This is a genomic window from Paragemmobacter kunshanensis, from assembly GCF_011059185.1.
Classification (GTDB): domain Bacteria; phylum Pseudomonadota; class Alphaproteobacteria; order Rhodobacterales; family Rhodobacteraceae; genus Paragemmobacter; species Paragemmobacter kunshanensis.
Window position 1 is genome coordinate 90495 of the sequence record NZ_JAALFE010000013.1, and the last position, 17522, is coordinate 108016.

Here is a 17522-nt window from a genome sequence, read left to right on the forward strand (position 1 = left end):
GCGGCGGCACGCCGCGCCGCATCGAACCCGCTTGACGCCCCGCGCCCCGCTTGGAAGGGTGCCGCGATGCAGCCCCATATCCTTCTTCTCGCCGCCGGTTCCTCGTCCCGCATGCGCGGGGGCGACAAGCTGGTCGAGGATGTCGCGGGCGAGCCGCTCCTGCGGCGCAGCGCGCGCGCGGCCCTGGCCACCCGCTGCCCCGTCACCGTGGCCCTGCCCCCCGACCGGCCGGCCCGGCTTTCGGCGCTGGACGGGCTGTCGCTGCACCGCGTCACCGTGGCCCAGCCGGATCTGGGCATGGCGGAAAGCCTGAAGGCCGGGCTGGCGGGCATCCCCGCGGGGCAAGGGGTGATGCTGCTCTTGGCCGACCTGCCCGAGATCACCGGGGCCGACCTCTGCCTCGTGCTGGATCAGTGGCGCCTTGAACCCGCGGCGATCCTGCGCGGGGCGGCGGCGGATGGCACGCCGGGCCACCCGGTCTGCTTTCCCCCCGACCTGCGCGACGACTTGATGGGCCTGCAGGGGGATGAGGGTGCGCGCAGCGTGATCATCCGCCACCGCGCCCGCCTGCACCTGGTGCCCCTGCCCGGCCGGCATGCCACCACCGATCTGGACACGCCCGAGGATTGGGCCGCCTGGCGCGCGGCGCAGGCCATGGAAAAGGGCGGCTGACGCCGCCCTTCCCCGTCTCCCATGCCCCGCAGGGCCGGGCCTACTGCACCACCGCCGTCGGGCGCGGGGTAGTCGCGGTTTCCGGCGGCAGGTTCGGCAGGGTGATCACCGGCACCGTCCCCGTCAGGCTGTCGAGGAAGGCCACGATCTGCGCGGTCTCCTCGGGTTTCAGCGCCTCGCCCAGCTGGCTTTCGGCCATGATCTCCACCGCCACGGCCAGATCCCAGACCTTGCCGGAATGGAAATAGGGCGCGGTCAGCGCGATGTTGCGCAGCGGCGCGGCACGGAAGACATATTCGTCATCCGCCGTCTCGGTCACGGCAAAGCGGCCCTTGTCGCCGGGCGGCAGGATCTCGGATCCGGGTTTTTCGATCAGGCCGAAGGGATAATAGCCATGCCCGCCGACATTCACCCCCGAATGGCAGGAAGAGCAGCCCTTGTCGACAAACAGCTGCAGCCCCGCCTTGGCATCGTCCGACAGCGCGGCGTCATCGCCGTTCAGCCAGGCGTCAAACGGCGCGGGCGTGACCAGCGTCGCCTCGAACGCCTCGATCGCCTTGGCCATGTTGTCGAAATTGGCGGCATTCTCCTCGCCCGGGAAGGCCACCTGGAACAGGTTCACATAGGCGGGCATCGAATTCAGCGTGGCCTCCACCACGGCGGGGGTATTGGCCATCTCCACCCCGGCCTGAACCGGCCCCTTGGCCTGCGCCTTCAGGTCTTCGGCGCGGCCATCCCAGAACTGCGCCTCGTTCAGCACGGCATTCAGCACGGTGGGAGAGTTCCGCGGCCCCTTCTGCCAGCCATGGCCGACCGAAGTTTCCATGTTGTCATCCCCGCCCGTCGTCAGGTTGTGGCAGGAATAGCAGGAGAACACGCCCGAAGCCGAAATCCGGGGATCGAAGAACAGGGCCTTGCCCAGTTCGATCTTCTCGGGTGTCACCGGGTTGTCCTTCACCGCCGGAATGGTCGATGGCAGGGGTTTGAAGATCTCCAGCGCGCTGTCGCGCAGGGGATCGGCCTGGGCCACGCCCGCAAGGGCGGCCGAGGCCAGCAAGGCAGTCAGGATATGGCGCATCTCGTTCTTCCTTATCAGGGGTTTCGTCCGCGCCGGTCCTTCCTGTCGGAAGCCCAATTTACCCTCCTTGACTTGGATCAATTCTAAACTGGACGGTTTGACGCACCCCGCGCTGCCGCCCATTGCGGCCGACACGAACGCCCCGCCCCGGGCGCACCGCAGCGCCGCAAGACAGCGCCACAGACAGGCCCGAGAGCGCTGCCTTCCGTCACATCCATTGCGGGTGAACTGGTGCCCGAGGTCGGACTCGAACCGACATATCTTGCGATGGCGGATTTTGAATCCGCTGCGTCTACCATTCCGCCACTCGGGCCCGCATCAGCGGTCTAGCCGCTGGTCGCGCGGCAGTCAACGGCGGGCGGCGCGGGGGGCGCGGCTTTCAAAGCCGCGTCGCGCCGAAGGTGTCGCAGGCGGCGATCTCGCCTGTGGTCTGCCCGGTCAGGAACCAGCGCATGCGCTGTTCGCTCGTGCCATGGGTAAAGCTGTCGGGAACCGGCCTGCGCCCGGCCTCGCGCTGCAGGCTGTCATCGCCGATGCGCGCGGCGGCATTCATCGCCTCTTCGATATCGCCCCGCTGGATCGAGCCGAACCGCGCCGCCGCCTCATGCGCCCAGACCCCGGCCAGGCAATCGGCCATCAGCTCCACCCGCACCGAAATCTCGTTGCCCTGCACCTGATCGACCTGCTGGCGCAGCCGTGTCGTCTGTTCCAGGATGCCCAATTCGTTCTGCACGTGATGCCCCACCTCATGCGCCACGACATAGGCCGCCGCGAAATCGCCCCCCGCGCCCATCCGCTGTTCCAGCACGGTGAAAAAGCCCGTGTCGAGATAGACCTTGCGATCCGAGGGGCAGTAGAAGGGCCCCGTCGCCTCGGAGGCGCCACCGCAGCCCGACTGGGTATAGCCCTTGAACAGCACCAGCGTGGCGGGCCGATAGGTTTCGCCCAATTGGTCCTTGAACAGCGCGGCCCAGACCTCTTCGGTATCGGCCAGCGTGACCGAGACGAATTCCCCCATCGCGCGGTCCTCTGCCGTCAGGTCGCGCGGCGCATCGGAAGACATGCCGCCCTGATCCTGCAGAAGCGGGGTGACATCCACGCCCAGGAACCAGCCCAGAAGCAGCACCACGATCACCCCGGCCCCGCCGATGCCCGCGCCCCTGCCGCCCCCACCCATGCGGCGGCGATCCTCGATGTTCCGGCTGCCCCGGCGCCCTCGCCATTCCATCCCTGTCATCCCCCTGCCCGATCCCGGCCACACCAGCATAACCGCAGCCGAGCCATCGGGCGACAGCCATCTTTCCGCCGCGCCGATGCCTTGACGCGGACCCGGCCGCATGATCGAAGCGCGCAACAAGAATGAACGAGGGCCGGGATGCTGCGCGCACTCTATGACATGACCCTGCGCTGGTCCGCCTCGCGCCATGCCGACAAGGCGCTGGCCGTCGTGTCCTTCACCGAAAGCTCGGTCTTTCCCATTCCCGCCGATGTGCTGTTCCTGCCCATGTGCCTGGCGCGGCCCGACCGCGCGATGCGCTATGCGCTGATCGCGACGGTGGCTTCGGTTCTGGGGGGGATCTTCGGCTGGGCGATCGGGGTCTGGGCCTTCGATGCGCTGGCCCGCCCCCTGCTGGAATTCTACGGCAAGGAAGCAGCGTTCGAGGCACTGCGCGGGGAAACCGGCAGCCTGGCCATCCTCGTGATGCTGGTGACATCGGGGCTGACGCATATTCCGCCCATGAAGGTGGTCACGATCCTGTCAGGGGTGGTTGCCTTCGACCTGAAGCTGTTCATCCTGTCCGCGATCGTCGCGCGCGGCGGTCGCTTCTTCCTTCTGGCCGTCCTTCTTCGGCGTTACGGGCTTCGGATCACCGCGTTTCTGGAAACCCGCCTGAACTGGATCGCCCTCGGCGTCACGGCGCTTGCCGTGCTGGCCTTCATCGCCTTCGAGGTTCTTCGATGATCACCGACACCCGCGCCTTCACCATCCTGCTTGCCGCCGGGGGCTCGCTCGCCCTGCTGCTGGGGGCCTTCGGTTTCCAGTATCTCGGCGGCCTTGCCCCCTGCCAGCTTTGCCTCTGGCAGCGCTGGCCCCATGCGGCGGCCCTCCTCATCGGCCTGCTCGCGTTGGCTGTGGCGCGCGGCACGATGGGCCGCCTGCTGCCGCTGATGGGCGCGCTGGCGGCGCTGGCCAGTGCGGCCATCGGCGTCTTTCATGTGGGGGTGGAGCAGAAATGGTGGGAGGGCCTCGCCTCCTGCACCGCAAGTTCGATCTCGGGCCTGTCCACCGCCGATCTGCTGAACCCCGACGTGAACGTGGGCGCCGTCATCCGCTGCGATGAAATCGCATGGTCGCTGCTGGGCATCTCCATGGCGGGCTGGAACGTGATCCTCTCGGCGCTTCTCGCGATGCTCTGGGTCGCGGCCTATCGGCGCTCCATGGCCTGATCCGCGCCGCCCAGCAGCCGCGCATGTTCCTGGATGGCGAAGCGGTCCGTCATCCCCGCCACGTAATCCGCCACGATCCGCGCCAGCGTCACCTCGTCCCGCGCCGCCTCGATATCCGCGCGCCATTCGGCGGGCAGCAATTCCGGCCGCGCCATGAACAGCGGGAACAGCTCGTTCAGGAACCGCGTCACCCGCGCCCGCTCCTCCATCACCGAAGGCGCGCGATACATCCGGTGGAACAAGAAGGACCGGATCGCCTTCAACTCCTGATACAGCGGCTTTGAAAACCGGATCACCGTCGTCCCCAGATGCCTTATGTCATCCACCGACTTCGGCTGCGCCGCAGCCAGCCGGTTCTGCGCCACGGCGATCACATCCTCCACCATCCGGCCAAAGACCCGCCGCAGCGCCTCATGCCGCCGCCGCATCTTCTCCAGCCCCGGATAAAGCCTGTCCACCTCCTCGAAGGCCGGCCCCGTCACCGGCAACTCCATCAGGTCATCTTCCGTGAACAACCCCGACCGCAACCCGTCATGCAGGTCGTGATGGCTATAGGCCACGTCATCCGCAATCGCCGCCACCTGCGCCTCGGCGCTGGCATGGGTGTGCAACTCCAGATCCCAGGCCGCATTCACCTCGGCCAGGGCATAGGGCAACGGCCCCTCATGCTTCCTGTCCGCATTCGGCCCCACCACAGGCCCGTTATGCTTGGCAATCCCCTCAAGGCTCTCCCATGTCAGGTTCAACCCGTCGAAATCCGCATAATGCCGCTCCAGCCGCGTCACGATCCGCAGCGCCTGCGCATTGTGATCGAACCCGCCATAGGGCTCCATCAGCAACCCCAGCGCATCCTCCCCCGTATGCCCGAATGGCGTATGCCCAAGGTCATGCGCCAGGGCTATGGCCTCCGCCAGATCGGTGTTCAACCCCAGCACGCCCGAAATCGTCCGCGCCACCTGCGCCACCTCGATCGAATGGGTCAGACGGGTGCGGTAGTAATCCCCCTCATGCTCCACAAAGACCTGCGTCTTGTGCTTCAACCGCCGGAAGGCGCTGGAATGGATGATCCGGTCCCGGTCCCGCTGGAACGGCGACCGGAAGGAACTCATCTTTTCCTGAAACAGCCGCCCGCGCGACGCGTCGGGCTGGCAGGCATAGGGGGCGAGCATGTGATCTGCCTGTTCTTGTTCCGCCTTTTCCCCTAGCCTATATTGCAACCACACCCCAAGGACCACGGATTTCCTCATGGACCTCGCCCTTCCGCCCAAAGTCACCGACCGCGCCTATGCCCGCCTGCGCGAAATCTGCGAGGCGACGGGGGAACAGAAATCCCTCCGCGTCGCGGTGGAAGGGGGCGGCTGCTCGGGCTTTCAATATGACATCAAGCTCGACGATCCCGCCGCCGATGACCTGATCCTTGAAAAGGACGGGGCCAAGGTGCTGGTCGATGCCGTGTCGCTGCCCTTCCTGACGAACGCCGTGATCGACTATACCGAGGAACTGATCGGCGCGCGTTTCGTCATCGAAAACCCGAATGCCTCTTCTTCCTGCGGTTGCGGTACGTCTTTCTCGATCTGATCCAATTCTCTGCATCTTGCACTGGCCTTTCCGATGGGCCGGGCTAACCTCTCCCTCCCAAGGGAAAGGGAAGACGGAACAATGACCTGCGTCCTGATGCTCGGCTCCGGCCCCAGCGTGACCGAGGCCGCCAACTGGCCCCGCGCGCCCTTCGACGCCATCCTTGCGATCAACAACGCCCATGCCGTCCGCCCCGACTGGACGCATCACATCCACCCCTGGGACTTCCCCGAGGATCGCCGCCCCACACCCCGCGCGGGCCAGACCACCGTCACGCAGGACGACTTCGTCCCCGCCCAGAACGCCTTCGGCGGCTTCGTCTATGCGGGCGGCACCATGGCCTTCACCGCCGCCTACTGGGCGCTTCATGCCCTCAACCCCCGCGTCATCGCGGCCTTTGGCTGCGACATGCACTATCCCAAGGGCCAGCAGACCCATTTCTACGGCGCCGGCACCGCAGATCCCCTCCGCCCCGACATCACCCTTCAATCATTGGAGGCGAAATCCGCCCGCCTGATGATCCTTGCCGCGATGGAGGGCTGCGCGATGGTCAACCTCTCCTTCGGCCCCTCGCGCCTGATCTTCCCCCGCATCTCCCGCGACCGCGCCGCCCATGCCCGCCCCATGCCCTTCGACATCCGCCTCGCCGATGCCGCCCTCAAACGCGAAGACGCGCTCGGCTATCACGTCCCCTCGGGGCGCTACTGGGAAGAGGCCCACCGCTTCGACCCCGCCGAACTCCGCCGGATCGACATGCTCTGGCTTTCCGCCGCCCGCATGGGCCTTGCCGCGACAGGCTGACTTGTTTCCCCCCATCCCTCCGGCCTAGAACGAGGGGGCAAGGGAGACGCCCATGAAACTCGCCACCTTCAACATCAACGGCATCAAGGCCCGCATCGAAGCCCTGCCCGCATGGCTGGCGCAGGCGAAACCCGATGTCGTCTGCCTGCAGGAAATCAAGTCGGTGGACGAAGCCTTCCCGCGTGAGATTTTCGAAGACATGGGCTACCGCGTCGAAACCCACGGGCAGAAATCCTTCAACGGCGTGGCGATCCTCTCCAAACTCCCGCTGGAGGATGTGACGCGCGGCCTTCCCGGCGACGACACCGACGAACAGGCCCGCTGGATCGAGGCGACCGTCATCGGCGAAAGGCGCGCCATCCGTGTCTGCGGGCTCTACCTGCCCAACGGCAACCCCGCGCCGGGGCCGAAATACGACTACAAGCTCGCATGGATGGCCCGGATGGAAGCGCGGGTGAAAACCCTTCTGGCGACCGAGGAACCCCTTGCCTTCTGCGGCGATTACAACGTCATCCCCGAACCGCAGGACGCCGCCAAGCCCGAGGCATGGGTGACCGACGCCCTCTTCCTCCCCGAAACCCGCGCCGCTTTCCGCCGGATCGTCAACCTGGGCCTCACCGACGCCTTCCGCGCCCGCGACCCGCGCCCCGGGCAATATTCCTTCTGGGACTATCAGGCAGGCGCATGGGAACGGAACAACGGCATCCGCATCGACCACCTGCTGCTGTCGGCCCAATGCGCCGATCTGCTGCGCGAGGCGGGAATCGACAAGGCCGTCCGTGGCGGCGAAAAACCCTCGGACCATGTCCCCGTCTGGGTGGAACTGGACGCCTGAGGCAAACCCTGCGCCCCGGGTCCTCCCCCCCATCAGGCAACAGGCCGCAGATCCTGACGCCCCGGGGAAAGCCCGGTGCGCGCCTTGTCCGCCGGGTGCGCAGCCTTCCGTGATGCGGGCAAAACACATGCGGCAGATGCCGCTTTTGCCTTTGAACATCTGCCTTGCAGCCTGCCACCGCCCGGCTAGCCTGCGCCCTGTCATCCCCTGCCGGAGCCTGCCATGCTGCGCCTCACCCTCATCGCCGCGCTGTCCCTTGCCACCGCCCTGCCCGCCGTTGCACTGGACCGCCGGGTAACCATCGTTAACAACACCGGCTTCACCATCGTCCGCTTCTTCGGCTCCAACACCGGATCGAAAAGCTGGGAGGAAGACATCCTGGGCGAGGATGTCCTGCCCTCCGGCTCTTCCGTCGTCATCAATTTCGACGACTCGACCGGATACTGCATGTTCGACTTCCGCGCCGAGTTCGAGGATGGCGACGTGCTGGAACGCGCCGGGGTGAATATCTGCGAAATCGCCACCTTCACCTACGAATGATCCCCGGGGTGCCCCTGCCCCGGGCCTGAGCCTTGGGGCCTCCCGGCCCCCCGTCTGGCCACCCCGCGCGGAGCCGCCCAGTGCATACGCCCTGCTGCACCGCCGTGCTGCACCGGGCGCGGCACGCCTCACCGGGTCACGTCATGCCCGTAAAGCCAGTCGAACCGCTTCAGCGCCATGCCCGGCGCGACCGTCCCGCCCAGCCGCAACACCCCATGCCCGATGGCCCGCTTCGCCCCCGACAGGTGATAGTTCCGCGCATTGGCATTGGCGGCCTCCACGATCCGCGCGCAGCGCGGTTTCCGCGCCGCCTCCCATGCGGCCAGCGCCGCCGCATCCCCGTCATGCCCGGCCAGGGCAGCGGCCAGCGTCCAGGCATCCTCCAGCGCCATATTCGCCCCCTGCGCCAGAAAGGGCAGTGTCGGATGCGCCGCATCGCCCAGAATAGCCAATGATCCCAAAGGCATGCAGCGATGCCAGGCCTTCGCCACGGGATGCCGGAACAACCCCCAGAGCCAGACATCCTCCACCCGGTCCAGCCATCCCTGCACCCTTGGCCCGAACCCCGCGAAGGCCAGCCGCAACTCCATCGGATCATCCCGCAGCGACCAGCCCTCTTCGACCCAGCGCCGCCGCTCCTCCACCGCCACGATGTTGCGCCAGGCGCCCCCCCGCAGCGGATAGCTCACCAGATGCCGCCCCGGCCCCATATGCACCTCGGCCTCGGCCGGATCGGAAACATCCCCCGGCACCACCGCCCGCCACGCCACCTGATGCGTGAAGAACGGCGCCACCTTTCCGTTCAGCGCGATCCTTGCGGGCGAATGCAACCCATCCGCCCCGATCATCAGATCGGCCTCCACCCGCCCGCCCTGCGCCGTTACGGCCACGGGCCTTTCCCCTGCCAGATCAACAGCTTCCACCTTCTGCAACAGGCGCATCTCCACACCCGCCTCCCGCGCGCCCCGCTCCAGGATCGCGATCAGATCGGCCCGATGCAGGAAATGCCAACCCTGATCGGGCCGCAGCCGCGCCAGATCCATGCGCAGGACCGCCGCCCCGTCCAGCCCATCCCGCAGCACCACGGCCGAGGCCCGGACCGAGGCCGCCTCCAGCGCCGCGCCCAGCCCCAGCGCCCGCAGCACCGCCGCCCCGTTGGGGCTGATCTGCAAGCCTGCCCCCACCTCGCGGATGGCATCGGCCTGTTCCAGCACCGTCACCGCCGCCCCGCGCATCGCCAAGGCCCGCGCCACCGCCAGCCCGGCCACGCCCGCCCCCAGCACCGTCACCTGCCGCCCGATCAGGCTCATTCCAACCCCCGAAATGCAAGACGCCGAACCCGCAGGTCCGGCGCCACTTTCTGCCCCGTCGCGCGGCCCCGCAAGGGGCCGACCCGCGATCAGTCGTCGCGGTGAACCTTCTCGCGCCGCTCGTGCTTTTCCTGCGCTTCCAGCGTCATCGTGGCGATGGGGCGCGCATCCAGCCGCTTCAGGCTGATCGGCTCGCCCGTCATCTCGCAATAGCCGTATTCCCCATTGTCGATCCGGCGCAGCGCCGCGTCGATCTTCGACACCAGCTTGCGCTGCCGGTCGCGGGTGCGCAGTTCCAGCGCGCGGTCGGTTTCCTCGCTGGCGCGGTCGGCCAGATCGGGCACGTTGCGCGCGGAGTCCTGCAGGTTGTCGATCGTCTCGGCCGATTGTTCCAGCAATTCGGCCTTCCAGTTGATCAGCTTGCGCCGGAAATATTCCAGCTGCCGATCATTCATGAACGGCTCGTCCTCCGCCGGGCGGTAATCATCTGGAAGAAACACTTCGGGCTTCATCACTGCTCTCTCCGTCTGGTCGGATCGCGCCGACAGGGGGTCTGCTTGCATCGCGCGCTCCTGTTGGCGGTGCATCTAGACCATCGCAGGGACATTGTCACTAGCAGTTGCGACGGAATCGCGTCGCGGCTAGGGTCCGGCCCAACCCGCCCATGACCTGCGCGAGACATGATGAAATTCGCCTCAACCTCCGGCTATGTCGCCACCGAAGACCTGACCCTTGCGGTGAATGCCGCCGTCACGCTGCAGCGTCCCCTTCTGGTGAAGGGCGAACCCGGCACCGGCAAGACGGAACTCGCCCGGCAGGTGGCCCGCGCGCTGGGGATGGATCTGATCGAATGGCATGTCAAATCCACCACCAAGGCGCAGCAGGGCCTTTACGAATATGACGCCGTCTCCCGCCTGCGCGACAGCCAGCTTGGCGATGCGCGGGTGCATGACGTGAAGAACTACATCCGCAAGGGCAAGCTCTGGCAGGCTTTCGAGGCCGACCAGCGCGCGGTCCTCTTGATCGACGAGGTGGACAAGGCTGATATCGAGTTTCCCAACGACCTTCTGCAGGAACTCGACCGGATGGAATTCCACGTCTATGAAACCGGCGAAACCATCCGCGCCACCCATCGCCCGGTGGTGATCATCACCTCGAACAACGAGAAAGAGCTTCCCGACGCCTTCCTGCGCCGCTGCTTCTTCCACTATATCCGATTCCCCGACATCGACACGATGCGCGCCATCGTCGAAGTGCATTTTCCCGGCATCAAGCCCGCCCTGCTGACCGCCGCGCTGACGCAATTCTATGAACTGCGCGAGGTGCCGGGGCTGAAGAAGAAACCCTCAACCTCCGAAGTGCTGGACTGGCTGCGCCTGCTGCTGGCCGAGGATCTTTCGCCCGAGGATCTGCGCCGCGAGGGCGGCCCCGCCCTGCCGCGCCTGCATGGCGCGCTTCTCAAGAACGAGCAGGACGTTCACCTTTTCGAAAGACTCGCCTTCATGGCCCGGGGCACGCGCTAGGCGAATCGCCCGCTTTTGCCCGATTTCCGCCATCTTCCCGCCACATTCCGATAACGGATTGGCAAATTTCTGACACATTTTGAAATATTGCGTGATGTTCGCGCGCAGATGGAGTGGTCCGCCCCGGCCACCGCGCGATCGGTAGTTCGACCTTGGTCCAAGACTTTTCCCGGAATTGACACCAGACCGCCCACTTGCCGACACTTGCTAACACCACAGTCCGCTCATCCGTTCCTCTAGTCGATGGTTAACCAAGTGTCCGTGTCCCTGTGCAGAAGTCTGCCCTCCGCCCCGCCACGCGCGGCAGGCAGGCCCCTTTCGCAGGACGCGGATTTCTTGCGTTTCGGGAATGGATCCGGCGCGACGATGCGGGGGCATCGTCAGGGCCGGGGTAAGGAACAGGCGGCGCTGCCGCCGGTTCCGGATGTCAGTCGGGCCTTCGGGCCCATGGTTCAAGATGAAAGCAGAGCTGCCACTCATGCGTGTATCCCTGGTCGTTTCGGCCCTCTCCCTGATCCTTTCCGCCTGCGCCCCGGCCCCCGTGGCCCAGGTGGCCATGAACCGGCCTTCTCCGGCCATCGCCGGCGCCGCCCTGGCGCCCCTGCAGGGATTTGCCGCCCAGCCCGCCCCGCAGGCGGCGCGTGGTAACGCCGATATCGCCCGCGATTTCCTCGACCTTGCCTTCCAGATGGAAAGCGGGCGCGCGCTGCCGGTCCTGACCCGCTTCGACGGCCCCATCACCGTGGCCCTGACGGGCGATGTCCCGGCCACCGCCCATCCCGATCTGGCCCGCGTCATGGCCCGCCTGCGCGCCGAGGCGGGCATCGACATCCGCCCCGCCCTGCCGGGCGGCAATGCCGCCATCACCATCGACTTCCAGCCGCAGGCAACGATGCGCCGCCTCGTGCCCAGCGCCGCCTGCTTCGTGGTGCCGCGCGTGTCGTCCTTTGCCGAATACCGCGCGGGTCGCGCGACGGGCGCCACCGACTGGTCCACCCTGACGCGGCGCGAGCGTGTGGGGATCATCGCCCCCTCCGACACCTCGCCGCAGGAAGTGCGCGACTGCCTGCACGAGGAACTGGCCCAGGCCATCGGCCCGCTGAACGATCTCTACCGCCTGCCCGACAGCGTCTTCAACGATGACAATTTCCACACCGTCCTCACCGGCTTCGACATGCTGGTCCTGCGCGTCTACAATGACCCGGCCCTTGCCAATGGCATGACCCGGGCCGAAGTGGCCGCCCGCCTGCCCGCGATCCTTGCCCGCCTGAACCCCGCGGGCGAAGGCCGTGGCGCGGGCGGCAATGCCGCCATCGCCCCCCGCCCCTGGATCGAGGCGGTGGAAAAGGCGCTTGGCGCCCGCGGTTCGGATGCTGCCCGCCGCAGCGCCGCCGACAGGATGCTCTCCATCGCCCGCGCACAGGGCTGGAATGACAACCGCCTGGCCTTTTCCTGGTTCGCCGTGGGCCGCGCCAATGTCGGCCATGACCGCGACACCGCCGCCCGCGCCTTCCGCGAAGCCCGCCGCATCTGGCAGGGCCAGCCCGGCGGCGAGGTGCGCACCGCCCATGTCGACATGCAGCTTGCCGCCTTCGCCCTGGCCGGCGGCGATTTCGCCGAGGCGCTCGCCCTGACGGACCGCGCCATCCCCGTGGTGCGCCGGGCCGAGAATGCGGCGCTGCTGGCCACCCTGCTGATGATCCGGTCCGAGGCGAATGTCGCCCTTGGCCGCGATGACGCCGCAGAGGCGGCCCGTCTCGACAGTCTGGGCTGGGCGCGCTATGGCTTCGGCACGGATGCGCAGGTCAGGGCGCGGCTGTCCGACATCGCCGGTCTGGCCGCATCCGGCCGCCGCGGCTGATCGGTCCGGCCTGCGCCCCGTCACGGCAAGGACAGGGGCAAGGCTGAATGATCGTCATCGCAGGTTTCGTTCTGGGCGCCATCATCGGGGCGCGCAAGGCCCTGAAATCAGGCGGAAAGCGGCTGGATGCCCTGCAATATGGCGCAGGCTTCGGCATCGCCTTTGCCGTGCTGGGCCTCTTCGTCACCCTGTTCATCGACCGCATGGTCTAGGGCGCGACCATGTTCCTGCCCTTCTTCCAGGCTTTGCGCAAGGAAGGGGTTCCCGCCTCTCTGCACGAATATCTGGCCTTTCTCGAAGGCATGGCTGCCGGGATCGTGACCTATGATGTCGACGGCTTCTACCACCTTGCCCGCACCACCATGGTCAAGGACGAACGCCATCTCGACCGCTTCGACCGCGCCTTCGCCGCCAGCTTCAACGGGCTTGAGAGGATCACCCCCGACCATGTGCTGGACGCCATCGACCTGCCCCGCGACTGGCTGGAGAAACTGGCCGAAAAGCACCTGACCGAGGAAGAGCGTGCGCAGATCGCCGCCCTTGGCGGCTTTGACACGCTGATGGAGACGCTGCGCAAGCGGCTTGCGGAACAGAAGGGCCGCCATCAGGGCGGATCGAAATGGGTGGGCACCGCCGGCACCTCGCCCTTCGGCGCCTATGGCTACAATCCCGAAGGGGTGCGCATCGGGCAGGACCGCAGCCGCCACCAGCGCGCGGTCAAGGTCTGGGATCGCCGCGATTTCCGCAATCTCGACGACAGGGTCGAACTTGGCACGCGCAACATCAAGGTGGCGCTGCGCCGCCTGCGCCGCTGGGCGCGCGACGGGGCGGCGCAGGAACTCGATCTCGACGGAACGATCCGCGCCACCGCCGATCGCGGATGGCTGGATGTGCAGACCCGGCCCGAACGCCGCAATGCCGTGAAAGTGATCCTCTTCCTTGATATCGGCGGCAGCATGGATCCCCATATCCGCGTGATGGAGGAACTGTTCTCCGCCGCCCGTTCCGAATTCAAGCATCTCGCCCCCTTCTATTTCCACAACTGCCTCTATGAGGGTGTCTGGCGCGACAACCGCCGCCGCTGGGATGACCAGACCCCGACGATGGACCTGATGAACAGCTACGGCCCCGACTGGCACTGCTTCTTCGTGGGCGACGCCTCGATGTCGCCCTACGAGATCACCCATCCCGGCGGGGCCAATGAACACTGGAACCGCGAGTCGGGCCGCACATGGCTGGAACGCGCCTGCGCGCGCTGGCCCCGGCATCTGTGGATCAATCCCGTGCCACAGGCGCATTGGCCCCATACCCAGTCGATCCGCCTGATCGGCGAGATCTTCGCAGGCCGCATGGTGCCCATGACGCTGGATGGCATCGCGCGCGGGCTAAGGGAATTGCGATGATCCGGCGCATCTGGCAGCGCAATCCGGGCATCACGCTGGCCTTCTGCCTGGCGGTGCTGGCCAGCCTCTTCTTCGGCTGGCGGGCCGTGGACATGGCGCTGATCCTGTCCAACCGCGCCGAAAAGCCCGTCGCGGGCTGGATGACGCCACGCTACATCGCCCGCAGCTACGGGCTGGAGCGTGACGATCTCGCCGCGCTGCTGTCCACCACCGACCGCGACGATGCGCGCCAGCCGCTCTATTCCCTTGCCCGCGAACAGGATGTGCCGGTCACCGATCTGATCAATGCCGTGCAGGCGCTGATCGACGCGCAGGATGGCGCGCCATGACCGACACGCTGCTGACCCTTGTGCCGGAATGGGGCGCGCTCCTGATCGCGGTGATGAACTTCTTCGCCTGCCTCGCCCTGCCCATCCCGGCCTCGCTGGTGATGCTGGCCGCCGGGGCCTTTGCCATGGCGGGCGATCTGGATCCGCTGCCGCTCTGGATCGGGGCGCTGGTCGGGGCCAGCCTCGGCGATCAGGCGGGCTACTGGCTGGGCCGCGCCGCAGGCCCCCGCCTGATCGACCGCCTGTCACGCCGCCGCCGCACGGCCGCGTTGCTGGATAGGGCCGTGTCGTGGCTGGAACAGCGCCGCCTGCCCGCGATCTTCCTGTCGCGCTGGCTGGTCTCGGCGCTGTGTCCCTACGTGAACTTTGCCGCCGGCGCCGCGCGCATCAACTGGGCGGGCTTCACCCTGCCCGCCATCGCGGGCGAATGCATCTGGGTGTCGATCTATATCGGGCTCGGCTACACCTTCTCGACGGATATCGAGGAACTGGGGGCCGTCCTGGGCAATCTGGCCGCCGCCATCGGGGCCGCGGTCACGGCGGTGATCCTTGGCCGCATCCTCTGGCGCAACGGGCAGGAAAGGCCCTGACGGGCCGCCTGCCCCCCTTTCCATCGGCGGCAAAACCCCCATATCCTGCCCCATGGCCGCGCTGATCATCCCCACCCTCATCGCCATCGGCTATGCGCTGATGATGTATCGCTTTTCCGTCTGGCGGACGGCGAAGATGCTGGATCAGCAGTCGCGCCCGCTGACCGATCCCTCCGTCACCCGCCTGGCCGACCGCATGGCCGCCGCGCTCGATATCCCCGCCATCCCGGTTCACGTGTTCGAGGTGGAGCCTGTCAATGGCCTCGCCGCGCCCGACGGGCGCATCTTCCTGACGCGCGGCTTTCTCAACCGCAAGGTGCGCGGCGAGGTGACGGCCGAGGAACTCGCCGCCGTCATCGCGCATGAGATGGGCCATGTCGCCCTTGGCCATACACGGCGGCGGATGATCGACTTCACCGGCCAGAACGCCGTCTTCGTCGTGCTGTCGGCGGTGCTGAACCGTTTCCTGCCCTTCATCGGCTTCTGGATCGCGAACCTCATTTCCGCAGCCCTCGCCGCCCGCCTCTCGCAGCGCGACGAGTATGAGGCGGATGCCTATGCCACCGCCCTGCTGATCAAGTCCGGCATCGGCACCGCGCCGCAGAAATCGCTGTTCCGCAAGCTGGATGCGATGACAAAGGCGAACCGCGGCGACATGCCCGCCTGGCTTCTGTCGCATCCCAGCAGCGCCGACCGCATCGCCCAGATCGAGGCGAACGAACGCCGCTGGCTTCAACCCGCGCGGCTGCCGTCCTGAGTGACGGCCTTCGCCAGCCGTGGCAGGCTCGCCCGTTTCAGCAGCGCCTTGAGCGAGACAGTCCCCCCCGCCATTTCCTCGGCCCGGGCATGCACCCGCGCGATCACCGCGCCCGCCCTGCCGGGGTCGCCTGACCACAACTCCCACAGGAACCCGTCCGGATCGCGCCGCGCCACCCCTTCCGCCGCCAGCACATGGCGGGGAAAATCGGCCGCGTTGAAGGTGACGATGGCATCCGCCCCGCAGGCAATGGCCACGGCCAGCACATGGGTATCGTTCGGATCGGGCAGCACCAGCCGCGCCTCTACCCCCGGCGCCGCCGCCACCATCGCGCGGGGAAACACCTCGCGCATCAGCACGGCGACACCCCGCGCCTGCGCCTCGGCGGCAGGCCCCAGCTTCACCGTGGCCCGCGCCCATTCCTCAAGGATCCGCTCCGACCATTTCGGCTCGTAAAGCCCCGCCTCGGCCATGCCCAGCAGCAGATCCCGCAACACCGGCGGGAACAGCACGCAGGCATCCAGAACCGCCCGCATCAATCCAGACGGAAGAACAGCGACTTGAGGTATCCGCTCTCTGCCAGCTGCGGCAACATCGGATGGTCCGCCCCGGCAAAGCCCGTGTGCAACAACTGCCCCCGCCGCCCCCCGCGCCCGATCCCCCGCGCGGATGCATTGCGAAAGGCCGCCAGGTCCGCCGCATGGGAACAGGAACACAGGACCAGATACCCCCCCGGCGCAACGACGGGTGCCGCCAGCCGCGCGATCCGCTCATAGGCGCGCAGCCCCGCCTCCAGCGCAGGCTTTGCCGGCGCAAAGGCGGGCGGGTCGCAGATCACCTGATCGAACCGCTCCCCCTCGGCCGCCAGCGCCTCCAGCACGGCAAAGGCATCGCCCTGCCGCACGGCAAAGCGATCCGCCACACCGGACGCCCGCGCCCCCGCTTCCGCCAGCGCCAGCGCAGGCGCCGAGGCATCCACGGCCAGCGCGCTTTCCGCCCCACCCGCCAGCGCCGCCAGGGCAAAGCCGCCCACATGGGTAAACACATCCAGCACCCGCGCCCCCTTTGCCAGACGCGCGGCAAAGGCATGGTTCGGCCGCTGGTCATAGAAGAGGCCCGTCTTCTGCCCCCCCGTGACATCCGCCATATAGGTGGCACCGTTCATCGGCACCGCCACCGGCCCCGCGACCCCGCCGCACAGGACAACCGTCTCCTCCGCCAACCCCTCAAGGCCCCGCGACCGCCCGGTCCCGTTCTTGATCACCGTCGAAACACCCGTCACCGCCCGCAGCGCCGCCACGAGGGGCTCCAGCAACGCCTCGGCCCAGGCCGCGTTGGGCTGCACCACGGCCACATCGCCGAACCGGTCGATCACCACGCCGGGCAATCCATCCGCCTCGGCATGGACCAGCCGGTAGAAAGGCGCCTCATGCAGCCGCGCGCGCAGCTCCAGCGCGCGGGACAGCCGCGCCGCGAACCACGCCTCATCCACCACCGCGCCGGGATCACGGTCCAGCATCCGCGCCACGATCTTCGATTTCACATTGACAGTGACAAGGCCCAGCGCCCGCCGCTCGCCATCCTCCAGCACGGCCAGCGCGCCGGGCGGGATATTCCCCGTCCGCCGGTCCATCACAAGTTCATCGGCATAGACCCAGGGAAAGCCGTGCCGGATCGCCCGCGCCTCGGCCTTGGGTTTCAGCCGCACCACCGGGCGATCCCCGAAGGGGTTTCCGGGCGCGGGATGTTCGGGGGCGGGGCCGTCACCGGCAATGGAAGAAAGGGGGGACATCATGC

The 17522-nt window shown here is 67.5% G+C and carries 21 protein-coding genes and 1 tRNA gene; 14 read left to right on the forward strand and 8 right to left on the reverse strand.

The window, feature by feature from the left end; translation table 11 throughout:
* Positions 1-66 precede the first annotated feature (66 nt).
* Positions 67-672, forward strand: a complete 606-nt coding sequence (locus tag G5V65_RS13835) for a nucleotidyltransferase family protein (RefSeq protein WP_165051134.1) — start codon at positions 67-69, stop codon at positions 670-672.
* 40 nt (positions 673-712) lie between these two features.
* Here G5V65_RS13835 and G5V65_RS13840 read toward each other — a convergent pair whose 3' ends face one another.
* The 3 genes from G5V65_RS13840 to ypfJ all read right to left on the reverse strand — a co-directional run bounded on the left by G5V65_RS13840 (position 713) and on the right by ypfJ (position 2978).
* Positions 713-1750 (reverse strand): cytochrome-c peroxidase, encoded by a 1038-nt coding sequence (locus tag G5V65_RS13840; RefSeq protein ID WP_165051137.1) that lies wholly within the window; start codon positions 1748-1750, stop codon positions 713-715.
* Between the two features lie 229 nt (positions 1751-1979).
* A tRNA-Leu gene (locus G5V65_RS13845) sits at positions 1980-2063 on the reverse strand.
* 66 nt (positions 2064-2129) lie between these two features.
* On the reverse strand, positions 2130-2978 hold the full coding sequence (gene ypfJ / locus G5V65_RS13850; protein ID WP_165051139.1) for a KPN_02809 family neutral zinc metallopeptidase: 849 nt from the start codon (positions 2976-2978) through the stop codon (positions 2130-2132).
* A 147-nt stretch (positions 2979-3125) separates the two neighbouring features.
* On the opposite strand from ypfJ, the gene G5V65_RS13855 reads away from it, so the two are divergent.
* Together G5V65_RS13855 and G5V65_RS13860 are read left to right on the forward strand one after the other, a co-directional pair.
* Positions 3126-3713, forward strand: coding sequence for a YqaA family protein (locus G5V65_RS13855; protein WP_165051141.1), 588 nt, complete (start codon positions 3126-3128; stop codon positions 3711-3713).
* Positions 3710-4198 (forward strand): disulfide bond formation protein B, encoded by a 489-nt coding sequence (locus G5V65_RS13860; protein ID WP_165051143.1) that lies wholly within the window; start codon positions 3710-3712, stop codon positions 4196-4198. The genes G5V65_RS13855 and G5V65_RS13860 overlap by 4 nt, the downstream gene beginning before the upstream one ends.
* On the opposite strand, the gene G5V65_RS13865 is transcribed toward G5V65_RS13860, so the two are convergent.
* Positions 4177-5367, reverse strand: a complete 1191-nt coding sequence (locus G5V65_RS13865) for a deoxyguanosinetriphosphate triphosphohydrolase (protein ID WP_165051145.1) — start codon at positions 5365-5367, stop codon at positions 4177-4179. The genes G5V65_RS13860 and G5V65_RS13865 overlap by 22 nt on opposite strands.
* Positions 5368-5443: 76 nt before the next feature.
* On the opposite strand from G5V65_RS13865, the gene erpA reads away from it, so the two are divergent.
* The 4 genes from erpA to G5V65_RS13885 all read left to right on the forward strand — a co-directional run bounded on the left by erpA (position 5444) and on the right by G5V65_RS13885 (position 7952).
* Entirely contained in the window at positions 5444-5776 is a 333-nt protein-coding gene (erpA, locus tag G5V65_RS13870) for an iron-sulfur cluster insertion protein ErpA (RefSeq protein ID WP_165051147.1), read from the forward strand.
* Positions 5777-5857: 81 nt separating this feature from the next.
* Positions 5858-6577 (forward strand): hypothetical protein, encoded by a 720-nt coding sequence (locus G5V65_RS13875; RefSeq protein ID WP_165051148.1) that lies wholly within the window; start codon positions 5858-5860, stop codon positions 6575-6577.
* Positions 6578-6629: 52 nt separating this feature from the next.
* The gene (gene xth / locus G5V65_RS13880; RefSeq protein ID WP_165051150.1) at positions 6630-7412 is read left to right on the forward strand and encodes an exodeoxyribonuclease III; all 783 of its coding nucleotides are present in this window, start codon (positions 6630-6632) and stop codon (positions 7410-7412) included.
* A gap of 222 nt (positions 7413-7634) precedes the next feature.
* A complete protein-coding gene (locus G5V65_RS13885) occupies positions 7635-7952 on the forward strand; it encodes a hypothetical protein (protein WP_165051152.1) in 318 nt (105 codons plus the stop codon).
* A gap of 128 nt (positions 7953-8080) precedes the next feature.
* Here G5V65_RS13885 and G5V65_RS13890 read toward each other — a convergent pair whose 3' ends face one another.
* Both G5V65_RS13890 and dksA read right to left on the reverse strand, forming a co-directional pair.
* Positions 8081-9262, reverse strand: a complete 1182-nt coding sequence (locus G5V65_RS13890; RefSeq protein WP_165051154.1) for an FAD-dependent monooxygenase — start codon at positions 9260-9262, stop codon at positions 8081-8083.
* Between the two features lie 89 nt (positions 9263-9351).
* Positions 9352-9774 carry an RNA polymerase-binding protein DksA gene (gene dksA / locus G5V65_RS13895; protein ID WP_165051244.1) on the reverse strand — a complete coding sequence of 141 codons (423 nt, stop codon included), beginning with the start codon at positions 9772-9774 and terminating at the stop codon, positions 9352-9354.
* 171 nt (positions 9775-9945) lie between these two features.
* Between dksA and G5V65_RS13900 the strand changes: the two genes are divergently transcribed.
* From G5V65_RS13900 to G5V65_RS13930, 7 genes are all read left to right on the forward strand, one after another.
* Entirely contained in the window at positions 9946-10785 is an 840-nt protein-coding gene (locus G5V65_RS13900) for an AAA family ATPase (protein ID WP_165051246.1), read from the forward strand.
* Positions 10786-11263: 478 nt separating this feature from the next.
* A complete protein-coding gene (locus G5V65_RS13905; protein WP_165051156.1) occupies positions 11264-12646 on the forward strand; it encodes a DUF2927 domain-containing protein in 1383 nt (460 codons plus the stop codon).
* Positions 12647-12693: 47 nt separating this feature from the next.
* A complete protein-coding gene (locus G5V65_RS13910) occupies positions 12694-12858 on the forward strand; it encodes a hypothetical protein (RefSeq protein ID WP_165051158.1) in 165 nt (54 codons plus the stop codon).
* A gap of 9 nt (positions 12859-12867) precedes the next feature.
* On the forward strand, positions 12868-14049 hold the full coding sequence (locus G5V65_RS13915) for a vWA domain-containing protein (RefSeq protein WP_165051160.1): 1182 nt from the start codon (positions 12868-12870) through the stop codon (positions 14047-14049).
* Positions 14046-14378, forward strand: coding sequence for a hypothetical protein (locus G5V65_RS13920; protein ID WP_165051163.1), 333 nt, complete (start codon positions 14046-14048; stop codon positions 14376-14378). Before G5V65_RS13915 ends, G5V65_RS13920 begins: the two co-directional genes overlap by 4 nt.
* Positions 14375-14968 carry a DedA family protein gene (locus tag G5V65_RS13925; protein ID WP_165051165.1) on the forward strand — a complete coding sequence of 198 codons (594 nt, stop codon included), beginning with the start codon at positions 14375-14377 and terminating at the stop codon, positions 14966-14968. The genes G5V65_RS13920 and G5V65_RS13925 overlap by 4 nt, the downstream gene beginning before the upstream one ends.
* Before the next feature lie 52 nt (positions 14969-15020).
* Positions 15021-15725 carry a M48 family metallopeptidase gene (locus G5V65_RS13930; protein ID WP_165051167.1) on the forward strand — a complete coding sequence of 235 codons (705 nt, stop codon included), beginning with the start codon at positions 15021-15023 and terminating at the stop codon, positions 15723-15725.
* Here G5V65_RS13930 and G5V65_RS13935 read toward each other — a convergent pair.
* Both G5V65_RS13935 and G5V65_RS13940 read right to left on the reverse strand, forming a co-directional pair.
* Entirely contained in the window at positions 15701-16261 is a 561-nt protein-coding gene (locus G5V65_RS13935) for an RSP_2648 family PIN domain-containing protein (protein ID WP_165051169.1), read from the reverse strand. The two genes, G5V65_RS13930 and G5V65_RS13935, sit on opposite strands and share 25 nt — an antisense overlap.
* Positions 16261-17517, reverse strand: coding sequence for an RSP_2647 family RNA methyltransferase (locus tag G5V65_RS13940; RefSeq protein WP_165051172.1), 1257 nt, complete (start codon positions 17515-17517; stop codon positions 16261-16263). Before G5V65_RS13940 ends, G5V65_RS13935 begins: the two co-directional genes overlap by 1 nt.
* Positions 17518-17522 lie beyond the last annotated feature (5 nt).